Annotated in this window: 18 protein-coding genes; 11 read left to right on the forward strand and 7 right to left on the reverse strand. The window is 32.4% G+C overall.

What is annotated here, in order from left to right; translation table 11 throughout:
- Nucleotides 1-92 precede the first annotated feature (92 nt).
- The 3 genes from CW733_RS00365 to CW733_RS00375 form a co-directional block, all read right to left on the reverse strand.
- Nucleotides 93-3545, reverse strand: a complete 3453-nt coding sequence (locus CW733_RS00365) for a pyruvate carboxylase (RefSeq protein WP_100994657.1) — start codon at nt 3543-3545, stop codon at nt 93-95.
- A gap of 13 nt (nt 3546-3558) precedes the next feature.
- Complete coding sequence (locus CW733_RS00370) at nt 3559-4620, reverse strand: hypothetical protein (RefSeq protein ID WP_100994659.1); 1062 nt, start codon at nt 4618-4620, stop codon at nt 3559-3561.
- 157 nt (nt 4621-4777) lie between these two features.
- Nucleotides 4778-5845 (reverse strand): branched-chain amino acid aminotransferase, encoded by a 1068-nt coding sequence (locus CW733_RS00375; RefSeq protein ID WP_100994660.1) that lies wholly within the window; start codon nt 5843-5845, stop codon nt 4778-4780.
- A gap of 118 nt (nt 5846-5963) precedes the next feature.
- Here CW733_RS00375 and CW733_RS00380 point away from each other — a divergent pair, with 118 nt between their 5' ends.
- The 4 genes from CW733_RS00380 (at nt 5964) to CW733_RS00395 (ending at nt 8627) form a co-directional block, all read left to right on the forward strand.
- Nucleotides 5964-6470, forward strand: coding sequence for a DUF4920 domain-containing protein (locus CW733_RS00380; RefSeq protein WP_100994662.1), 507 nt, complete (start codon nt 5964-5966; stop codon nt 6468-6470).
- A gap of 3 nt (nt 6471-6473) precedes the next feature.
- The gene (locus tag CW733_RS00385) at nt 6474-6917 is read left to right on the forward strand and encodes a hypothetical protein (RefSeq protein WP_100994663.1); all 444 of its coding nucleotides are present in this window, start codon (nt 6474-6476) and stop codon (nt 6915-6917) included.
- A 5-nt stretch (nt 6918-6922) separates the two neighbouring features.
- Nucleotides 6923-7597 carry a tRNA (5-methylaminomethyl-2-thiouridine)(34)-methyltransferase MnmD gene (gene mnmD, locus CW733_RS00390; protein ID WP_100994665.1) on the forward strand — a complete coding sequence of 225 codons (675 nt, stop codon included), beginning with the start codon at nt 6923-6925 and terminating at the stop codon, nt 7595-7597.
- Nucleotides 7598-7724: 127 nt separating this feature from the next.
- A complete protein-coding gene (locus CW733_RS00395) occupies nt 7725-8627 on the forward strand; it encodes a TIGR01777 family oxidoreductase (protein WP_100998591.1) in 903 nt (300 codons plus the stop codon).
- A gap of 167 nt (nt 8628-8794) precedes the next feature.
- Here CW733_RS00395 and CW733_RS00400 read toward each other — a convergent pair whose 3' ends face one another.
- The 3 genes from CW733_RS00400 to CW733_RS00410 all read right to left on the reverse strand — a co-directional run bounded on the left by CW733_RS00400 (nt 8795) and on the right by CW733_RS00410 (nt 12046).
- Nucleotides 8795-9559, reverse strand: coding sequence for a hypothetical protein (locus CW733_RS00400; RefSeq protein ID WP_100994667.1), 765 nt, complete (start codon nt 9557-9559; stop codon nt 8795-8797).
- A gap of 276 nt (nt 9560-9835) precedes the next feature.
- Complete coding sequence (locus CW733_RS00405) at nt 9836-11158, reverse strand: hypothetical protein (protein ID WP_100994669.1); 1323 nt, start codon at nt 11156-11158, stop codon at nt 9836-9838.
- Nucleotides 11159-11380: 222 nt separating this feature from the next.
- Nucleotides 11381-12046 carry a YceI family protein gene (locus tag CW733_RS00410; RefSeq protein WP_100994671.1) on the reverse strand — a complete coding sequence of 222 codons (666 nt, stop codon included), beginning with the start codon at nt 12044-12046 and terminating at the stop codon, nt 11381-11383.
- A 222-nt stretch (nt 12047-12268) separates the two neighbouring features.
- Between CW733_RS00410 and CW733_RS00415 the strand changes: the two genes are divergently transcribed.
- The 7 genes from CW733_RS00415 to CW733_RS00445 all read left to right on the forward strand — a co-directional run bounded on the left by CW733_RS00415 (nt 12269) and on the right by CW733_RS00445 (nt 19627).
- On the forward strand, nt 12269-12811 hold the full coding sequence (locus CW733_RS00415) for a nucleotide exchange factor GrpE (RefSeq protein ID WP_100998593.1): 543 nt from the start codon (nt 12269-12271) through the stop codon (nt 12809-12811).
- A 56-nt stretch (nt 12812-12867) separates the two neighbouring features.
- A complete protein-coding gene (gene dnaJ / locus CW733_RS00420; protein WP_100994673.1) occupies nt 12868-14001 on the forward strand; it encodes a molecular chaperone DnaJ in 1134 nt (377 codons plus the stop codon).
- 335 nt (nt 14002-14336) lie between these two features.
- The gene (locus CW733_RS00425) at nt 14337-15263 is read left to right on the forward strand and encodes an ABC transporter ATP-binding protein (RefSeq protein WP_100994675.1); all 927 of its coding nucleotides are present in this window, start codon (nt 14337-14339) and stop codon (nt 15261-15263) included.
- A gap of 5 nt (nt 15264-15268) precedes the next feature.
- The gene (locus CW733_RS00430) at nt 15269-16603 is read left to right on the forward strand and encodes an ABC transporter permease (RefSeq protein ID WP_100994677.1); all 1335 of its coding nucleotides are present in this window, start codon (nt 15269-15271) and stop codon (nt 16601-16603) included.
- Between the two features lie 2 nt (nt 16604-16605).
- Nucleotides 16606-17565, forward strand: a complete 960-nt coding sequence (locus tag CW733_RS00435; protein ID WP_100994679.1) for a mechanosensitive ion channel family protein — start codon at nt 16606-16608, stop codon at nt 17563-17565.
- Nucleotides 17566-17579: 14 nt separating this feature from the next.
- Nucleotides 17580-18464: a DUF6268 family outer membrane beta-barrel protein gene (locus CW733_RS00440; RefSeq protein ID WP_100994681.1), complete on the forward strand. Its 885-nt coding sequence runs from the start codon at nt 17580-17582 to the stop codon at nt 18462-18464.
- A complete protein-coding gene (locus tag CW733_RS00445; protein WP_100994683.1) occupies nt 18464-19627 on the forward strand; it encodes a sigma-54 dependent transcriptional regulator in 1164 nt (387 codons plus the stop codon). Before CW733_RS00440 ends, CW733_RS00445 begins: the two co-directional genes overlap by 1 nt.
- Before the next feature lie 16 nt (nt 19628-19643).
- On the opposite strand, the gene CW733_RS00450 is transcribed toward CW733_RS00445, so the two are convergent.
- Nucleotides 19644-20861: a hypothetical protein gene (locus CW733_RS00450; protein ID WP_100994685.1), complete on the reverse strand. Its 1218-nt coding sequence runs from the start codon at nt 20859-20861 to the stop codon at nt 19644-19646.
- Nucleotides 20862-20889: the final 28 nt, after the last annotated feature.

Below are 20889 nucleotides of genomic sequence, written 5' to 3' on the forward strand. Positions count from 1 at the left end.
AAAACTGTTTTGTTTTTTTTTAGGGATTCTTCGCTTCGCTCTGAATGACAGTTTTGCTCTGAATTACATTTGTGTTATTAATGAAAACAATATTACTCTATAGTCACAATTAAATCGTCCTGTTTTACCATACTTCCTTCTTTTAGGCTCACCGTTTTTACTGTTCCAGATTTAAAAGCTGTTACGGTAGTTTCCATTTTCATGGCTTCGATAATAAAAAGCGGATCGTTTTCTTTTACTTCTTGTCCTTTTTTAACTAATACTTTATAAAGTGAACCTTGTAAAGGCGCTCCAATTTGGTTAGTATCTGCAGGATCTATTTTTGTATTTTGTTCAATTTTAATATTTAGGGATTTGTCTGTAATTTCTACAAATCTGTTTTCGCCATTCACTTTAAAAAAGATGGTTCTAGAACCTAAATCGTTAGGGATACCCACCGAAAGCAATTTGATAATAACTGTTTTTCCTGGCTCTAATTCAATTAAAATTTCCTCCCGCAATTTCATACCAAAAAAGAAATTCTTAGTAGGAACTAAAGCAAGATTACCATAGGTTTTATAGTTTTCGTGCGCTTGCTCAAACACTTTTGGATATAAGGTGTAAGATAGGAAATCTTCCATTTCTATGTCTCTTGTAAAGCCTTTTTGGAACTTCTTTTTAAAAGCTTTGTACTCCTCATCAAAATCTATAGGTTCTAAATGTGCGTTTGGTCTATTAGTATATGGCTTTCTGTTTTTTAGAATAATTTTCTGAAGTTTTTTAGGGAATCCGCCTACTGGCTGTCCTAAATCTCCAACAAAGAAACTAATTACAGAATCTGGAAACGAAATCTCGTCACCACGTTTCATAACATCTTCTGTGGTTAGATTATTGGTGACCATAAAAATGGCCATATCTCCAACAACTTTAGAACTTGGTGTTACTTTTATTAAGTTACCAAAGAGTTTATTAACTTCTGCGTACATTTTTTTTACTTCATCAAAACGGTCTGCTAAACCTAAAGCTGTGGCTTGCGGTCGTAAATTAGAATATTGTCCGCCAGGAATTTCATGTTCGAAAACCTCTGCTGTTCCTGCTTTTAAGTCAGACTCAAACGGATAATATAATTCGCGAGTATCTTCCCAGAAATTAGAAAACTGATTTAGTTTTGGCATATCGAAATCATGTGCTCTTGGTTGCCCTTTCATCATTTCTACAACCGCATTAAAATTAGGCTGAGACGTTAAGCCAGATAAGCCACTTAATGCTACATCTACAACATCAACACCAGCTTCAATAGCTTTTAAATACGTTGCTGTTTGTAATGATGAGGTGTCGTGTGTGTGTAAATGAATTGGTACGTTTACAGTGTCTTTTAAAGCCGAAACTAACTCTGTTGCAGCATATGGTTTTAATAAACCTGCCATGTCTTTTATAGCAATCATGTGTGCTCCTGCGTTTTCTAAGTCCTTAGCGAGTTGCGTGTAGTATTTAAGCGTGTATTTTGTTTCGTTTATATCTAAAATATCTCCTGTGTAACTTACGGCAGCTTCTGCAATTCCGCCAGTTTTATTTCGTACATAATTAATACTTGGTTCCATAGCTTTTACCCAGTTTAGAGAATCGAAAATTCTAAAAACATCGACGCCATTCTCCCAAGATTTTTCAACGAATTTTTCTATTAAATTATCTGGATACGCTTTATAACCAACAGCGTTAGAGCCACGTAATAACATTTGGAATAATATGTTTGGTACTGCTTTACGTAACTCTCTTAAACGCGTCCACGGACTTTCGTGTAGGAAACGTAAGCAAACATCGAAAGTTGCGCCTCCCCAAACTTCCATACTAAAAGTGTTTGGATGGTTTTTAGCAAAACTTTCGGCTACCTTTAGCATATCGAACGTTCGCATTCTTGTTGCTAATAAAGATTGATGCGCATCACGCATTGTGGTATCTGTAAAATGAATTTTTTTCTCGTCTTTTAACCAAGCACAGAATTTTTCTGGTCCTAATTCTGTAAGCCTATCTTTTGTGCCTTTTGGATAGGCTTCAGATAAACTGAACTTTGGAACTTTAGGTGTTCTAAAGACTTTGTTTTCTTCAATGAACTTTACGTCCGAATTTCCATTAACAATGACTTCAGCTAAAAAATTAACCACTTTAGAGGTTCTGTCTTGCGGTAGTTTTATTTTAAATAGGGCTGGCGTATTCTGAATAAAATTAACTGTTACTTTTCCATCTTTAAAGGTTGGATGCTGAATAACATTTTGTAAAAAATGAATATTCGTCTTCACACCACGAATTCTAAACTCTTTTAGTGCACGCACCATTTTACGCGTTGCTCCATCTAAAGTTCTTCCGTGAGAGGATACTTTTACTAACATAGAATCGAAAAACGGGCTCACTTGATAGCCTTGATAAATGCTTCCTGCATCTAAACGAATTCCCATTCCAGAGGCACTTCTATAAGTGGTTACATTACCATAATCTGGTGTAAAATTATTTGAAGGATCTTCGGTTGTTAATCGACATTGTAAAGCAAAACCGTAGGTTGCTATGGTTTCTTGACCGTATATTTTAATTTGCTCGCTGTCTAACTTGTAATTTCCAGCGATAAAAATTTGTGTTTTTACTATGTCTATTCCTGTTACCATTTCGGTAACTGTATGTTCTACTTGTATTCTTGGATTTACTTCAATAAAAAAGATGTTATCTTCTTTATCTACTAAAAATTCAACTGTACCAATATTATTATAACCCACTTCTGTAGCAATGGCAACGGCATATTTATATAAACTCTGTTTTACAGTATCGCTTACATTAAATGAAGGTGCAATTTCTACAACTTTTTGATGACGACGTTGTACAGAGCAATCTCGCTCATGTAAGTGACGAATATTACCATGATTATCTGCTACAATTTGTACTTCAATATGTTTTGGATCTTCTACATATTTTTCTAAAAACATGGTGTCGTCTCCAAAAGCATTTAGTGCTTCGTTTCTAGCAGAATCAAAATTGATTTCTAAATCTTCGTCTTTTCTAATAATACGCATGCCACGTCCTCCACCTCCAGAAGCTGCTTTTAGCATTAAAGGATAACCAATGGTTGCGGCTTCGGACAAAGCGACTTTAAGTGATGATAGTTTTTTTTTATTACTTTCAATAATAGGAACATTACATTTTACGGCTACTTTTTTAGCGGTAATTTTGTCTCCTAAAGCATCCATAACCTCAGGCTTTGGGCCTATAAAAATAATACCGTTTGCTGCGCATTGTCTTGCGAATTCAGAGTTTTCAGATAAAAAACCATAACCAGGATGTATGGCATCTACGTTTTTTGCTTTTGCTAAATCTATAATTTGAGCAATATCTAAATAGGGTTTTAAAGGTTGGTTATCCTCTCCAATTTGGTAAGACTCATCTGCTTTATTTCTGTGTTGCGAGTAACGGTCTTCATAAGTGTAAAGTGCGACAGTAGTTAAATTTAACTCTGTACAAGCACGTAAAACGCGAATAGCAATTTCGCCTCTATTTGCTACAAGAACCTTTTTAATTTTCATCTTTAGTAGTGTGTTATTTAATTATGTATGGGTTTTCGTTTTGGTAATTACGCATTACAAAGTCTAGGGCTGCTTTAAGCAATTCTCCCATGTTTTTAGCACGTTTAAACCTAACATCTCCTGTTAAATCGAACAAGCCTAATTTTAATTGTTTAATTTTTTCGGGTGAAGAAATTTGATCTCTCTTCATGCATAATATTAAATGGCGTAAACGCTTTTGTTCACTTTTAGCACGTTTTGCAAGTAGTGAGCGTTCCTCTTTTTCGTATTGTTTTATAGAGCCTCTAGTTAATACCTCCGCACTCATTTCTACCAATGGATTGTTTTCTTTTAAAAACTGAGGTTTATAAACTTTAGGGTTGCCTTCGTAACTTTGTTGGTCGAAATCTACAGCACGAATACGGTATTGTTTACGGTCGAAATCGTGTGTAATTACAATAACGTAATTGTACGAGCGCATATCAGCTAACAACCTTACAAAACAACGTTCGTTAAACTTTACAAATTCTTTTGCTAAAGCTCTTCTGTCTTGTTCTGTAATGGTGTGTAAATGTTCTTTTATATAAATGTCTCCAGGAATTCCAGAGATGTGCTCTTCAATTAATGTGTCTTTATGAACTAAAAAATTGATGTGATTAGGAGAGAGTATGTCTTCTAACTCTAAACCATAAATACGTGAGGCATCTGCCTTTTTTATATAAAGAAAGATGTAGTTATCGTTTAATACGTTTCTTACCTTAATACGAAAAGGCTTCGTGTTACCAAAGGTGCAAAAATCGATACTATCAATATTTAAATAGGGTAGAATACTATCGCTTCCATCAGAATGTAAGATGGAATACATTTGCTTTAAGCTGTTTTGTATTTCTTCGCGTTCGTGTTCTGCATAGTAACAGCTTACCCAAAGCGTATCGACATCTTTATCGTCGAAAACTTCTATAGCGCCTTGAAAGCGCAGTAAGTCATCATAAAAAATCGGAATTTTTATATTCCTGCCTTGAGCAGTTAAGTAGTTAGATAGTTGGGCAGTAATAGGATAGGCAGGCTTTTTTTTAGAAATTAATTTTTCGTTCATAGTTATTGTGGAAAGTCTATAAGTTAGCTAAAAATTAATTAAAATACAATGCGTGCATAATATATTTTAATAATATAAATAAAAAAAGCAGCCTAAATTTTTAGGCTGCTTTTTTTTGGCTGTATTTGAGTAAGTACTACTTATCGAATATTGTTTGCTAAATTTTAACTCTCCATCCAAAAGGATCTTCGGTTTTATTAGTTTGTATTGCCACAATACGCGCTTTTAATTTACTAGCGTAAGTGTCTTTTAATTCTGGTAAATCGAAATCTGAATCTCTAAAACCAAAACCAGAAATAGGAGAAATTACAGCTGCTGTTCCAGCACCAAAAATTTCTTTTAAACTTCCGTTTTTAGCAGCTTCAACAAGTTCGCTAACTTTTATTTTTCTTACCTCAGTGTTTATGCCTTCCGCTTTAGCGATATCTAAAATACTTTTTCTAGTAATTCCATCAAGAATTCTGTCGCTTACAGGAGAGGTAATTAATGTATCGTTAATACGTATAAAAACATTCATTGCACCAGCTTCTTCAATGTATTCGTGAGATGTATCGTCTGTCCAGATTACTTGTTGATATCCTTTGTCTTTCGCTAATTGTGTTGGGTAAAATTGTCCAGCATAATTACCACCAGCTTTAGCAAAACCAACACCACCATTTGCGGAACGCGAATATGTTTCTTCGATTAAAACTTTTACTTTTCCAGAAAAATAAGGTCCAGAAGGTGCACAAGCAATAATAAATTTATACTCGTCTGCAGGAGACGCGTGGAAACCTTCTCCAGTAGCAAAAACAAAAGGTCTAAGGTATAAAGAGCTTCCTTCTTTAGTAGGAATCCAATCTTTTTCTAAGTCTAAAAGGGCTTTTAAACCTTCCATAAAATAGTTTTCAGGAATTTCTGGAATACATAAGCGCTTTGCCGAAATGTTTAAACGTTTTACGTTATCCATTGGGCGAAATAAAAGCACATCATCATTAGCGTCTTTATAGGCTTTCATACCTTCAAAAATAGATTGTCCGTAATGAAAAATCTTTGCTGAAGGCATTAACGTAATAGGTGCAAAAGGCTCAATTTTTGGTTGTTGCCATTTCCCATCCTTATAATCGCATGTTAGCATGTGATCTGAAAATACTTGACCAAAAGCAAGATTGTTAAAATCGATACTATCAATTTTAGAGTTTTTTGCTTTTATAATTTCTACTTGATCTTTAGTTATGTTTCCCATGAAAATATTGTGTGTTTTTCTAGTGCAAAAGTACAGAATTAAGAATTAAGAAATCGGGTTTTTCATCTTAAAATACTATCTTTGAAGGAGTGAAAAATAATTTAATAAATATAGTAATATGAGAAAAGTAGTATTAGCACTAGCTGTTGTTTTTAGTATTGTAGCTTGTAAAGAAGCTAAAAAAGAAGAAGCTGTTGAGGTAGTTAAAGAAATGGCTGTTAATTACAAGTCGTTTGGAGAAGCAATTATTGCAGACGATGCTGTTGATGCAAAATCTATGGCAGAACATTATAAAGCAATGAATGTTGGAGATAGTATAAACAGCAAAATGATAGCAAAAGTAGACGAGGTTTGCCAAGCAAAAGGTTGCTGGATGAAATTAGATTTAGACAATGGTGAACAAGTTATGGTTAAGTTTAAAGATTATGGTTTTTTTATGCCTAAAAACATTGCAGGACAAGAAGTAATTATAAACGGTAAAGCGTATGTAAACGAAGTGCCTGTAGAAGAGTTACGTCATTATGCTGAAGATGCTGGTAAATCTAGCGAAGAAATTGCGTTAATTACAGAGTCTAAAAAAACATACTCTTTTGAGGCTGATGGTGTTTTATTAGTAGAAGAATAAAAAATGAAATATCTACTTTGCTTAATAAGTTTAGCTTTTGTTTTAAGTTGTAACTCCAACACAAAAGATAACGCTAAACAAGAAGAGAAATCTGAAATGAAAGTTTATGATATGTATGAGCCGTCTGAAATGGCGATTCTCATGAACGAATTTTATGCCATAAATGAGAAAATTAAAGCAGATATTCTAGCAGGTAATACTCCAGAGGAATTTCCTTTAGATTTTATGAAGATTCATAGAGCAGAGCTTTCCGATTTTAAAAAAAGAAATGCAAAGTTTGAGGCTTTTTCAAAGCTATACATTGAAGCGGAAAAAGAAGTTTTTAATACAGAATCTAGCTTTCCTGTAGAAGAACGATTTAATAATGCTATTGGTGTTTGTATTTCTTGCCACCAAACAGAATGTACAGGACCAATACCAAGAATTAAGAAGCTACTAATTAAATAGTTTATTTGGAACGTAAAATAATAATTACAGACGATGGTTCTACAACTATCCACATACCAGAGTGGAACGAGCAATATCATTCTACACATGGAGCAATACAAGAGGCTAAGCATGTTTATTTAGAACATGGCTTAGCCTATTTTTGTGCTTCAGAAGGCTACATGAAACAGTCTCAAATTTCTATTTTAGAAATAGGTTTCGGTACAGGTTTAAATGCTTTTTTAACAGCGATTAAAGCCAAAGAGTTAAACTTGAATTGTAATTATGTTGGTGTAGAAGGTTTTCCTATTTCTAAAGAAGAATTAAAAGCTTTAAACTATTCTGAAGTACTAAAGCATGAAAATACTTTTAATGCTATTCATGATAGTGAATGGGAAAGTAGTTTTACTATCTCTGAAAATTTCAATCTTAAAAAACAACAGAAGCAGTTTTCTGGGATAACAGATAAAAATAAGTTTGATATTGTTTATTTCGATGCCTTTGGGCCAAGAGTACAACCAGAGTTATGGACAGAGGCTATTTTTAAAAGCATGTACGAAGCCATGAAGCCAAATGGTGTGTTAGTTACGTATTGCGCTCAAGGTCATGCTAGACGCGCTATGATTTCGGTTGGTTTTACTGTAGAGAAAGTAAAAGGTCCTCCAGGAAAACGACACATGTTGAGAGCTGTTAAATTATAGTTGCTATTTTGGTTTTAAAGAATTATTTCAATCAAAATCATCAATTTTAAACTTTAATATTTAACGAAACATTAGTGCTTTAGGTGTTTATCGCTATCAACTAAAATTGTATTTTTATAAAAAAGAGATGCGAGTACTTATTACAGGAGCAACAGGTCTAATTGGAACTGAAATTGTAAAAAAATGTCATAATAATGGCATTGCGGTTAATTACTTAACAACAAGTAAATCTAAAAAAGAAAACACTGCTAGTTATCAAGGCTTTTATTGGAATCCTAGTAAAGCCGAAATTGATGTTAACTGTGTAAAAGATGTAGATGTTATTATTCATTTAGTAGGATCTAGTATCTCTAAACGTTGGACAGAAGCTAACAAACAGGTTATGATTAGTAGTAGGCTAGAAACTACAGCTTTACTACATGAAACAGTTAAAAACAATCCTAATAACATAAAACAAATTATTTCTGCAAGCGCTATTGGTTATTATCCAGACTCTCTAACTAACTACTATACTGAGGAAGAAAAACAAATTAGCGATTCTTTTCTTGGTAAAGTTGTGCAAGAATGGGAGCAAGCAGTAGACGCTTTTAAAACCTTAAATATTACCGTTTCTAAAATAAGAATTGGTATTGTGTTTTCTAAAAAAGGAGGTGCTTTTCCACAATTAGCAAAACCAATTAAGCTTGGAGTAGGAGCTGCAATGGGAAGTGGTGAGCAATGGATGTCTTGGATTCATTTAAAAGATTTAACAAACATATTCCTTCATGTTCTAGAACATAAATTAGAAGGTGTTTATAATGGTGTTGCACCAAATCCTGTAACAAATCAAGCAGTTACAAAAGCTATTGCAAGGCAACTAAAAATGCCGTTAATTTTGCCAAACATTCCAAAATTCGCTATGAAATTTGTGCTTGGTGAAATGCATACTCTTTTATTTGAAAGCCAGCGTGTGTGTTCTAAAAAGATTGAGAAAACTGGTTTTGAGTTTGAATATGTTAATTTAGAATTGGCTTTAGAGGAGTTGGTGTAGTGGAGATTAGCTGAAAATTTATAGATAAAATATGTTTTGAGTCGTTTCTTAGGCTAAATGTAATTATACTTTTTAAGAACTTAAATAACTCCAAAAATAAAAGCCACATCTCACGACATGGCTTTTTAATATAACGTATAGAAATCTAGCTGTGTTTACAGCTATAATTAGTTTACATATTCAAATACGGTAGAGTATGTGCTTTGTTGAGAATCTTCAGTAGAAATTGCTGTTATTGTAGCAGAAGTTGGATAGTTTTCACTATCGTAAACATAATTAACTGTAATAGTGTATATAATTTCTCCTTGAGCATTTTTGTAAACAATTTGAGAAGGGTTGTTTACTGGTAAAAGTAATCTTGCTTGTACTATTTCTGGTACTTGAGGATTAACACTAAAGTTTAATTGTACACCATCTAAAACTTCAATAATACCACCAGCTTGTAATGTGTAGAAATATGGGTTATGTGTATTATCGTAAGTAATATCTGCTGTAAATATTTCTGTAGTGTAGCTATTTGTGTTAAAATCGTATTCTTCTTCGTAAAACTCTATCTTTTTAGGGTTTCCGTTATTATCGTAATTTAAAACGTTACCAGTTTCAAAAGCATCATAAGGTGAATCGTATAATTCTTCTATGTTTAAATTATCTCCATTTCCAGTAATGTTAGATAAATCTCCATTACTGTATACAAAAATACTAGTTTCTACACCATCAGAAATAGTGTTTAAAGAGCCATTTGTGTTATAAGATAATGCTATGTTTTTATTCTCTTGCGCATCTTGAGCAGAGACTACAGATATAGACTGTACAAGCTTAGTTGCAACATTTCCGTTTGTATTATTAAATTCATCTGTAGCAGAGTCTTCAGAGCAATTTGTAACTAGCATAGCTGTGCATAAAAGAGTAATAAAATAGAATGCTTTTTTCATAATTAATTTGTGAAATTGTTAGTTTAATAAGTTGTGAAAATTAGGTTTAGTTATTACAAGAAGTCTTTTAATTAATTGTTATTGAAATCCTTTTAACAGATTTCAAAGATAGCAGAAATTTTGTGAAACTAAAATCGTTCGGAATAGGTGAACAAAAAAAAACATCATTTTACGATGTGGATTCCATGATAATTAAAAAAAAATTAGTTATATTTTTCACTAACTATAATGAGAATTAGTTATTGAAGTGTTTTTGTAAACTTAGGAATTGGTTTTTTAAAATGATATTTGAGCGCCAACAACAATTCCCATGCTATTCGCTTCTCTTAAACTATGTGTAGTGCCAGCCGGAAATGGAGCATTGTCATCGCTACCACTAATAAAATTTAAAGGCGCATAACCATCGGTACGGAATACTTCGGCAAATAACTTTGATGAATTATTTATTAGTGTAGCAAAGCCTAATACCATTTGATTTTGTCGTTCCCATGGAGCTCCATCTGCTCCAGCTCTAAAATTTGAAAACTCTCCCGAAATAGTATGTTTGAATTTGCCGTTTTCATTTAAATCATATTTAGCACCTACATCTAAGGAGCTAACTTTTGAGGCTTCAAAAATATTTAATGGAGGAGCTGGATTATAAGTGCCCTTCCACACCTTTGTTGTTTTTGCAAAGCCACCTTTAACGATCAAACGGTTATTGATGCTTAAGGTTCCATAATAAGTGTAGGCAGGATTATTTTCTTTGCAAGAAGAAAAATGAGTTACAGGGAAGTCTTGACAGTATGCGCTTCCTTTTAAGTAAGAAGCACCTACTAATAATTTTACATCTTCTAAAATATTAAATGAATAATTTATATCTGCGACATAATTATTAATTTTAGATGGAACGTTTGTGCCATCACCAACAGGTGTATGTAAAGCTCGGAATTGTGCACCTCCTTGAACTGCCATTAATTTAGCATGTAAGCCTCCTTTTGCGAATCCTATTTGCGCACCATAACCTAATCCGCCAAATGCATGCCACATAGTTGTGTTAGTAAATGGGCTTACGCTTCCCATTTGTCCAAAAGGAGCATCCATTTTTCCAAGAGCACCATAAATTGGAAACATGTCTAAATTGCCTATTAATACAAAGGCTTTCCTTAATTGAAGTTGGTTTCTATTTAGGTCTGTAATAGTTCCGCTTCCAAAACTTTGCTCAGGATTATACAGTATTTCGGCATGAGTACTTATCCAGCTATTAACTGTAGCAGTAATGGATAGTTGAAAAGAATGAATAACAGCTTCACTAACCTCTTTGCCAATTTGATTATTAGAAGTTGGATGTCTCATAAGGTACGCAAACTTAGAGTCTGTATTAGAATGCTGATAGTCGAAAATTGAAATTAACGAAGTCCCAATGATTAAGCTATTATTATTAATAGTACCATTCTTTTTTTCTTCTAGAAGGATATTAATTTTTCTTAAATCTTGATTTTGATCAAGCATTTTGTAAGTGAATCCAGAGTTGAATTCTACTTTTTTAATAGCAATTGTGTCATTTTGTGCGAATACTAAATTTCCAATTAGAATTAATGTTAAAAGTAATTTTTTCATAGGTTAGTAAATATGTAGGTTAGTTTTGAAGCGCGAATATATAACATTAACAGGGTATTTTCTTTTATTAATGTTTCATGCGAGATTGGTCTTTAATTATGTTTGATAACTTTAAAATTTTATTCAATTTTTTTTTTTTTTTTTTTTGAGAAATAAAAAAGCGCATAAAAAAAAAGCCACATCTTTCGATGCGGCTTTTCAATATAATTTGTAAAAATCTAATTAAGACTTTTTAGCTGTAATAGAAATTTTTAATTCCATTTCATCATTAATAAACTTGTCTCCAAGGTTATCAAAGATACTTTTAGAACCATAGTTTATAGACCATTTTGTTCTATCAATAGTAAAAGCATCACTAGTAATAGTCATAATGTCTCCAGTATTAGTAACTGTAGCAGGAAAAGTAATGTTATTTTTATTTCCTTTTAAAGCTAAATTACCAGATATCATTGTTTTTCCATTTTCAACAGCAGTTCCTGTAATTTCAAAAGCAGCATTTGGAAATTTTGCAACGTTAAAAAAGTCACCTTCTTTACCTTCAACAGTACCTTTTAAGTGCGCATCAAGATTTGCTTTTTGGTCACCTTCTAAATCTGTAGTGTTAATAGAAGTCATATCTATAATAAACGTTCCGCTTTGTAAAACATCATCAGTTACAGAAAAGATACCACTATCTAAATTTATTGTACCATTATGTGTTCCTGTTGGTTTAAAGCCTTTCCACTCAATAGTAGATTCTGTTATATTTGCAACATACTTTACAGAATTACTTTCGCTAGTTGCTGCAGCTTCTGCTTCACTTGTATTTGCTTCTGTTCCTTTCTTACATCCTACAACTGCAAGACCTAAGGCTAGTACAGTTAAAATATTTAATACTTGTTTTTTCATTTTAAATGTTTATTAATGGTTAAGTAACAAAAGTAAAAAACATTCCATGGAAAATACTTAATTTTTTCATAAAAATATTTAGATTTTAGTGTTTAATAATTACCCAATTAGGGCAGATACTGAAACGAGTTCTGTATAAAAAAAAGATAATGACATTTTGACATTTTTATAATAATGGCAGTACTTTTGCAAATCTTAAATAGTATTAAAATAAATACAGAGATGAGCAAAGCAAAAGATATAAAAGAAGATATAATCGAAGAGCAAGTAGAAGCTACAATAAACGAAGAAACTGTTGAAGTTGAAGAGTTGTCTACAGAAGACAGGCTTAATAAAGAACTAGGTCAAGAAAAAGACAAGTTTTTAAGATTGTTTGCCGAATTCGAAAATTATAAAAAAAGAACATCTAAAGAACGTGTTGAGTTATTTAAAACAGCAGGTAAAGATGTCATGGTGTCAATGTTACCCGTTTTAGACGATTTCGAACGTGCTTTATTACATATCGAAGACGATAAAGAAGCCGAAGAATTAAGAAAAGGTGTGGTATTAATATACCAAAAACTGTTAACCACTTTAAGTCAAAAAGGTTTAGCTGCAATGGAAGTGAAGAAAGGAGATGTTTTCGATTCGGAAATTCACCAAGCCATCACACAAGTACCAGCGCCAAGTAAAGATTTAAAAGGGAAGATTATAGATGTTGTTGAAAAAGGTTATTTACTTGGAGAAACAGTAATTCGTTTTCCAAAAGTAGTTATTGGACAATAATAAAAGTAATTTTTAATTAAAAGGCAACAGCAAATAGCTAAAAGCCAAAGAAAAATATGGCAAAGAAAGATTATTACGAAACATTAGGCATTAGTAAAGGTGCTACAGCTGCTGAAATAAAAAAAGGTTATAGAAAGAAAGCTATCGAGTTTCATCCAGATAAAAACCCAGACGATGCAACTGCCGAAGCTAAATTTAAAGAAGCTGCCGAAGCTTACGAAGTTTTAAGCGACGACAATAAAAAAGCACGTTACGACCAGTATGGTCACCAAGCCTTCGAAGGCGGTGGTGGTTTTGGTGGAGGCGGAAGAGGAGGCATGAATATGGACGACATATTTAGCCAATTTGGAGATATCTTTGGTGGAGGTGGTGGAGGCTTCTCTGGTTTTGGAGGTGGCGGTTTTGGTGGAGGCCAACAACGTCGCGTAAAAGGAAGCAACTTACGTATTCGCGTAAAATTAACACTAGAGGAAATTGCCAATGGTGTTGAGAAAAAAATAAAAGTTAAACGTAAAATTCAAGCAGAAGGCACTACATACCAAACCTGTGGAACTTGTAATGGTGCAGGTCAAGTTACTAGAGTTACAAATACCATTTTAGGTCGTATGCAAACTGCAAGTCCATGTCCTACTTGTGGAGGAGCAGGACAAACTATAGACAAAAAGCCAGCAGGAGCAGATGGACAAGGTTTAATTGTAAATGAGGAAACTATTTCTGTTAAAATTCCAGCTGGAGTTGTAGATGGAATGCAGCTTAAAGTAACTGGTAAAGGAAACGATGCGCCAGGAAATGGAATTGCAGGAGATTTATTAGTGGCTATAGAAGAGCTAGATCATGAAACTTTACAGCGTGAAGGTGATAACTTGCATTACGATTTATATGTAAGTTTACCAGATGCTATTTTAGGTGCTTCTAAAGAAATTGATACTGTTACTGGAAAAGTGCGTATTAAAGTAGAGGCAGGTTTGCAATCTGGAAAGATTTTACGCTTACGCGGAAAAGGGATTCCAAGTATAAATGGTTATGGTAAAGGAGATTTATTAGTACATGTAAATGTATGGACACCAAAAACATTGAATAAAGAACAGTCAGCATTTTTTGAAAAAATGAAAGACGACGAACATTTTTTACCTAAACCAGAAAGAAGCGACAAATCGTTTTTTGAAAAGGTGAAAGATATGTTTTCATAATATTAAGAATATTTATCAAAAAAATAATCCGCAATACTCTTGCGGATTATTTTTATTAATAAGCGAACTTATTTAATATGAAAAGGAATAGTTAAACAAAAAACAGTATATTTGGTTTATCATTGGTTTGCGCCAATGGTAATTTTTCTTTTTCATAGCAATTTTTTCCCATCCTTTATTTGCGTAAAGGGTGGGTTTTGTTTTTTAGCAATATTTTATATTTACTAAATAATTAGACGCGTAATTATTTATTCCTTACAGCGTTAAAATAATTTTAAACAGCAAAGCATACCAACTTACATTTTCTATATTTACATAAACAACAAACATATTATATGAGTAACTTATTAGAGGCACAATCGGTTTCTAAAAATTTTGGTGATTTCACAGCACTTAACAACGTTTCTATTGCTGTAGAAAAAGGAAGCATATTTGGATTGCTTGGTCCAAATGGAGCAGGAAAAACCACTTTAATTCGTATTATTAATCAAATTACAATGCCAGACAAAGGTCAAGTGCTTTTAGATGGCGAGCCTTTGCAGAGGCATCACATACAAAATATTGGTTATTTGCCAGAAGAACGTGGCTTATATAAAACAATGAAAGTTGGTGAACAGGCTCTATACTTGGCGCAACTTAAAGGGTTAGATAAAGCTGAAGCTAAAAAGCGTTTGTTAGAATGGTTCGAAAGATTAGAGATTGGAGATTGGTGGAACAAGAAAATTCAAGAGTTATCTAAAGGAATGGCTCAAAAAATTCAGTTTGTAGTAACAGTATTGCATCAGCCAAAATTATTAATTTTCGATGAACCTTTTTCAGGTTTCGACCCTATTAATGCAGACATCATTAAAAATGAAATTCTAAGACTTAGAGAGGAAGGTGCAACGGTTATTTTTTCTACGCACAGAATGGAATCTGTTGAAGAGTTGTGCGATCATATTGCATTAATACATAAATCTAATAAAATTTTAGATGGCAATCTTAATGACATTAAAAGGCAGTATAAGTCTAATACTTTCGAGGTAGGTATTACTACAGATAATGCTTTAGAACTACAGCGCTCGCTTTCCGATAAGTTTATAGTGTCTCCAGCAGAATTCAAATCATTAAATAATGAGTTGAAACTTAATGTAAAGCTTTCGGAAAACGAATCTGCAAATCAATTATTAAATTATCTAACCACAAAAGGCGAGGTGTCTCATTTTTTAGAAGTGATACCAAGTGCTAGCGATATTTTTATTCAAGCTGTAAAGAATAATTAAAAACCATGAATCATTTACCACTAATAATAAAACGTGAGTACTTAACTAAAGTGAGAAATAAAGCCTTTATAGTTATGACTTTTTTGAGTCCTTTAATTATGATAGGACTCTTTTCTTTAGTTGCGTATTTATCCCAATTAAATAATGCAAAACAAAAGAATATCACTGTTTTAGACGAATCTGGACAAATTGAATCTATTTTCACAGATAAAGAAACTGTAAAGTATACCATTTTAAAAAATGTAACTTTAGAGAGTGCAAAAACAATTGTAGAAGAACAGGAAAGTTACGGATTACTTTATATTTCAGACTTTATAACCACTGTTGGAAGTTTTCAGGAAGATGAAAAAAGGAATGTTGATGTTGCTTTTTATTCAGAAGAAACACCTTCTGTTACTATTATTTCTGCATTAGAAGTAAAAGTAGAAAAACGTTTAAAAGAACTTAACCTTGAGAAAAAAGGCGTAGATCAGGCCATTTTAAAAGATGCAGAAGTTAGTATAACTATAGATCAAGAAAATTTTACAGGAGAAAAAACATCTAAAGTAGATAGTGTTGTAAAACTAATTTTTGGAGGTGCAGCTGGTTATTTGCTTTTCATGTTTATTATAATTTATGGAAACATGATTATGCGTTCTGTAATTGAAGAGAAAACGAGCAGAATAATTGAGGTTATTATTTCTTCGGTTAAGCCTATACAATTAATGTTGGGTAAAATTATTGGTACTACACTTGCAGGAATTACACAGTTTGGTATTTGGCTAATTTTAGGTAGTATTTTATCGGTTATAGCAGCATTGGTTTTCGATATTGATTTCTCGCAAGTCAATACACCACAACAAGAACTAGTAACACAGGCCATACAAAATCCCGATGGAAATGCAAATATGCAATTATTTATAAGCGCCTTTTTAAATATGCCACTAGCAAATTTAATAATAGCCTTTATCTTGTTTTTTGTTAGCGGTTATCTATTATATAGCTCTTTGTACGCAGCTATTGGTGCAGCAGTAGACAATGAAACAGATACACAACAATTTATGCTGCCTATAATTATGCCTTTAATTTTAGCAGTATATGTTGGAGGTTTTACGGTTATAGAAGATCCTCATGGAACAGTAGCAACGGTATTTTCTTTTATACCATTTACGTCTCCAGTTGTTATGTTAATGCGAATTCCTTTTGGAGTCCCAATTTGGCAACAAATACTATCTTTGTTAATATTAATTGGTACATTTATGTTTACCATTTGGATGGCTTCAAAAATATATAGAGTTGGTATATTAATGTATGGTAAAAAGCCAACATACAGAGAGCTTTTAAAATGGATTAAATATTAAAGATGCAGGAAAAAGTTAAAGATCAAATTGAGGATACTGTCGAAGAACTAGGAGAGGCTATTACTGAAAGTTCTATATGGGAAAAATTTGTAGATTTTTTAAATTTTAAATTACATACGTTTACAGATGGTAACGGTTTAGAAACAGGGGCTTTAAAAGTAAAGTACTTTTTACTAATTATAGTAATACTTATTTTTACCACCTATGCTTTACGTTGGTTAAAGAAGTTACTAACACGTAAAATGCCAGAGAATGACAAAGCAAAATTTACAACTGTATTTTCCTTTGCTAGATGGTTAATTTATATTGTTGTTTTTTTAGTAGCCTTGAGCTCTTTAGGAATAGATGTTACGGCAGTTTTTGCAGCTTCTGCAGCCTTATTAATAGGTGTTGGTTTAGCTTTGCAAACGTTATTTCAGGATATAATTTCAGGTGTTTTTATTTTAGTAGATCAATCTGTTCATGTAGGTGATATTATTGAAATTGAAGGAAAGGTAGGTAGAGTAGAAGAAATAAAATTACGAACCACAAGAGCTGTTACAATAGATAATAAGGTATTAATAATACCAAATCATTTGTATTTAGCGAATAGCCTATATAATTGGACACAAAATGGATCTTCCACCAGAGAATCTGTAGATGTTGGAGTTGCCTATGGTAGTGACGTCGTGTTAGTTAAAAAGTTATTGTTACAAGCAGCAGCTTCATCAAAATTAGTTTTTAAGCAACCAGCACCTGCTGTTGTGTTTATGGATTTTGGAGAAAGCTCTTTAGATTTTAGAATAGCTTTTACTATACAAGATAGTTTTAATGCTAGGATTCCTAAAAGTGAAGTGCGTTTTGCTATCTATAAATTATTTAATGAGCATAATATTAGTATTCCGTTTCCACAACGCGATATACACGTTATTCAAAAAGGTGAGGAGAATATTCAATTAAAAATGAATTCGAAAAAACAGTAATACTAATTAAATCTATGCAAAATCAACCAGCTAAGTATATTGTAATCGTTTTTTTTATAATGACGTTTCAAAGCACGTTTGCTCAGCTCACAGATTTAGCACGTTTAGAGTATTCTTATATCCCAAAAGGAAATTCTGAAGATAGTTTTAATAGATTTAGAGGCTTAGTTAATTATCCAATTGAAACAAAAGAAAACTGTTATCTAGTAATTGGAGGAGAATATAGTAGAATAGCTCTTAATATAGAAGATAATTACCCATTTAACACTTCGAACTTAAGACGCTTGCACATAATGGATTTAAATGTAGGTTATACTTTTAAACTAAAGAGTGGTTGGCGTTTAGGAGCAAAAATTTCACCTAGAATAGCGTCTACATTAACACACAAATTATCTAGTAACGACCTCTTTTTAAATGGAGGTATTTATGCGATAAATGATAGAACAAAAGACGAATCTAAAAATAAACCATACCGTTTAATTTTAGGACTAACCTATAATAGTACAACAGGAATACCATTACCACTGCCATTTATAAGCTATTATAGACGCGTAAACGAGCAGTGGTCTTTTAATTTAGGAGTACCTAAAACAAATGTTAAATATTTTTTTAGCGAACACAGTATTTTACAAACATTTGTAGGCATCGACGGTTATTTTGCAAATATTCAAGATACTATTACTATTGAAGGTAAAGAAGTAGATAATATTTCGTTATCGGTTATTCTTGCTGGTTTGGGCTATGAGTATTGTTTTACAGACCATTTAATATGGTATGCATATTCTGGTTACACATTGAGCATGAATAATAGATTACGGGATAAAAATAGAGATGAAGTTTATAAATTAGACAACAAAAATACATTTTACTTAAGAACAGGAATTAAATTTAAAATATAATGCCAAAAATATTAGTAATAGAAGACGAAGCAGCGATTAGAAGAGTTTTAATAAAAATTCTTTCTGAAGAAAATGATAAATATCAAGTCTTTGAAGCCGAAGATGGTTTGGCAGGAATAGAAAGAATTAGAAAAGAAGATTTCGATTTGATCCTTTGCGATATTAAAATGCCAAAAATGGATGGTGTTGAAGTCTTAGAAGCCGTAAAAAAGATAAAACCAGAAATACCAATGGTCATGATCTCTGGTCACGGAGATTTAGACACAGCAGTAAACACAATGCGTTTAGGTGCATTCGATTATATTTCTAAGCCACCAGATTTAAACCGTTTATTAAATACGGTTCGTAATGCATTAGACAGAAAAGAACTGGTTGTAGAGAATAAAATTCTTAAAAGAAAAGTTAGTAAAAAGTACGAAATGATTGGAGAAAGCGATGGAATTTCTCAAATTAAAGATATAATAGATAAAGTAGCACCAACAGATGCTCGTGTATTAATTACAGGTCCAAATGGAACAGGTAAAGAGCTAGTAGCACATTGGCTACACGAAAAAAGTGCACGTGCAAAAGGACCTATGATAGAGGTAAACTGTGCAGCAATACCAAGTGAGCTTATTGAAAGTGAATTGTTTGGTCATGTAAAAGGAGCTTTTACAAGTGCGGCAAAAGACAGAGCAGGTAAATTTGAAGCCGCAAATGGAGGAACCATTTTTTTAGACGAAATTGGAGATATGAGCCTATCTGCCCAAGCAAAAGTACTACGTGCATTACAAGAAAGCCGTATACAACGTGTAGGTAGCGATAAGGATATTAAAGTAGATGTTCGTATTGTTGCAGCAACAAATAAAAACTTAAAAAAGGAAATTGCAGATGGTAGATTTCGTGAAGATTTATACCACAGACTAGCAGTAATACTTGTTAAAGTTCCAGCACTTAACGATAGAAGGGACGATATTCCATTATTAATAAAACATTTCGCTAAGAAAATCTCTAACGAACAAGGTACAGTAGAAAAGAAATTTTCGGCAAAAGCCATAAAATTATTACAAGAATACGATTGGACAGGAAATATTAGAGAGTTAAGAAATGTTATTGAACGTTTAATAATTCTTGGAGGAGTAGAAGTAAGTGTTCAAGATGTAAAACTATTTGCTAGTAAATAGTTTGTTTTAATAAAACTTAGATTCCAAACTGAATTCCAAATCCAGTTTGGATATCTGGAATATTTATAGCAGTAAAATCTTGTTGAAGATAAAAACTTAGGGTTATAGTTTTTTTAGTGTAAGAATATACTAAAGACCAATAGTCATTATTTTTGTACAAATTTGTTGCTCCATGTCCCCAAGAATTAAAGGCTAGAGGGTCTCTAATTGCAACTATATACTCAAGTTCCTCTTTTTTATTTAAACTTGTTTGAATATAAAAAATCACCCCAAAATTATGAATATTACTTCTCTTAGTTCTAAAACTGTATTCTAATGCCGATTCAGAATTTGCTAAAAAATCGTTTGTCCCATATTGAAGATTATCACTTTTAAAGTTAGCTAAAGCCTTCCTTAAAACACCTAAACTAGTTCCAATATTAAAATTACTTCTATTATTTATTACAAATGTTTTTAAAGCATTTCCAGATAAACCAAAATCTAAAGAAGAATTGCTTTTAGATAAATTAACACCTAAATGTGCGCCAAAGTTAACAGAGAATAATCTGTTTTTACTTCTTAATGTTTCAGGATAATAGTAATATGCAGTTTCTAAGCCAGTAGCAAAAATATTACCATTGTCAACTTTTGAACTGTTTCCATTTCTATCAGTATATTCTATACCTGCTTGCTCTAGCCCAAAAACTTTTCTGTCAAATGGGTCTTCACCACCAGCAATGTTACTATGAAAACTTTCAACAAATTTGTCGCCTGTTAATATTGTAAATGGTAATTTTCCTTTAGTTAATACAAAGGCTCTAAATCCAATTTGTAGTTCGTGCTTTTCAGCGAGTTTAAAATTTATTTTACCTCGTAAACCTTTTATAACACCGTCATTTTTTGTGCTAAAAGAATCTTTTGCATAAGAATTATCTTCAAACCCATTATGTGATTGATCCCAATTATAACCTCTGGCAATTGCTCTGTCAGATTCATTTTTAGGAATGTAAACTTTTATCCCAGGAGACCATACATTACCACTTTCTAAACTCAATGAAATCGTTTTGTTTTTTGAAACCTTTGAGTTAAAATGACCTTGTAGTCTAGAAAAGTAGACGCCAAAAGTATGAGTAGATAAAATACTAGGTTTAGTAATATTATCTTTAATATAGGGCTCTATGTTGCTATTCTCTTGAGAAAAAATAGATTGACATAGCAATAAAAAAAATGAAAGAAAAAGATAGAGTTGCTTCATATTAGAGTTTGAAGGTGCTAAAGTATGG

The organism is Lacinutrix sp. Bg11-31, assembly GCF_002831665.1.
GTDB lineage: Bacteria > Bacteroidota > Bacteroidia > Flavobacteriales > Flavobacteriaceae > Lacinutrix.

Bases quoted from the DNA above. Each gene is read 5' to 3' on its own strand.
- CW733_RS00385 (WP_100994663.1), top strand. From the start codon at position 6,474: ATGAAATATCTACTTTGCTTAATAAGTTTAGCTTTTGTTTTAAGTTGT.
- CW733_RS00365 (WP_100994657.1), bottom strand. From the start codon at position 3,545: ATGAAAATTAAAAAGGTTCTTGTAGCAAATAGAGGCGAAATTGCTATT.
- CW733_RS00450 (WP_100994685.1), bottom strand. From the start codon at position 20,861: ATGAAGCAACTCTATCTTTTTCTTTCATTTTTTTTATTGCTATGTCAA.
- CW733_RS00370 (WP_100994659.1), bottom strand. From the start codon at position 4,620: ATGAACGAAAAATTAATTTCTAAAAAAAAGCCTGCCTATCCTATTACT.
- dnaJ (WP_100994673.1), top strand. From the start codon at position 12,868: ATGGCAAAGAAAGATTATTACGAAACATTAGGCATTAGTAAAGGTGCT.
- CW733_RS00440 (WP_100994681.1), top strand. From the start codon at position 17,580: ATGCAAAATCAACCAGCTAAGTATATTGTAATCGTTTTTTTTATAATG.
- CW733_RS00405 (WP_100994669.1), bottom strand. From the start codon at position 11,158: ATGAAAAAATTACTTTTAACATTAATTCTAATTGGAAATTTAGTATTC.
- CW733_RS00400 (WP_100994667.1), bottom strand. From the start codon at position 9,559: ATGAAAAAAGCATTCTATTTTATTACTCTTTTATGCACAGCTATGCTA.
- CW733_RS00445 (WP_100994683.1), top strand. From the start codon at position 18,464: ATGCCAAAAATATTAGTAATAGAAGACGAAGCAGCGATTAGAAGAGTT.
- CW733_RS00395 (WP_100998591.1), top strand. From the start codon at position 7,725: ATGCGAGTACTTATTACAGGAGCAACAGGTCTAATTGGAACTGAAATT.
- CW733_RS00410 (WP_100994671.1), bottom strand. From the start codon at position 12,046: ATGAAAAAACAAGTATTAAATATTTTAACTGTACTAGCCTTAGGTCTT.
- CW733_RS00435 (WP_100994679.1), top strand. From the start codon at position 16,606: ATGCAGGAAAAAGTTAAAGATCAAATTGAGGATACTGTCGAAGAACTA.
- CW733_RS00430 (WP_100994677.1), top strand. From the start codon at position 15,269: ATGAATCATTTACCACTAATAATAAAACGTGAGTACTTAACTAAAGTG.
- CW733_RS00425 (WP_100994675.1), top strand. From the start codon at position 14,337: ATGAGTAACTTATTAGAGGCACAATCGGTTTCTAAAAATTTTGGTGAT.
- CW733_RS00375 (WP_100994660.1), bottom strand. From the start codon at position 5,845: ATGGGAAACATAACTAAAGATCAAGTAGAAATTATAAAAGCAAAAAAC.
- CW733_RS00415 (WP_100998593.1), top strand. From the start codon at position 12,269: ATGAGCAAAGCAAAAGATATAAAAGAAGATATAATCGAAGAGCAAGTA.
- CW733_RS00380 (WP_100994662.1), top strand. From the start codon at position 5,964: ATGAGAAAAGTAGTATTAGCACTAGCTGTTGTTTTTAGTATTGTAGCT.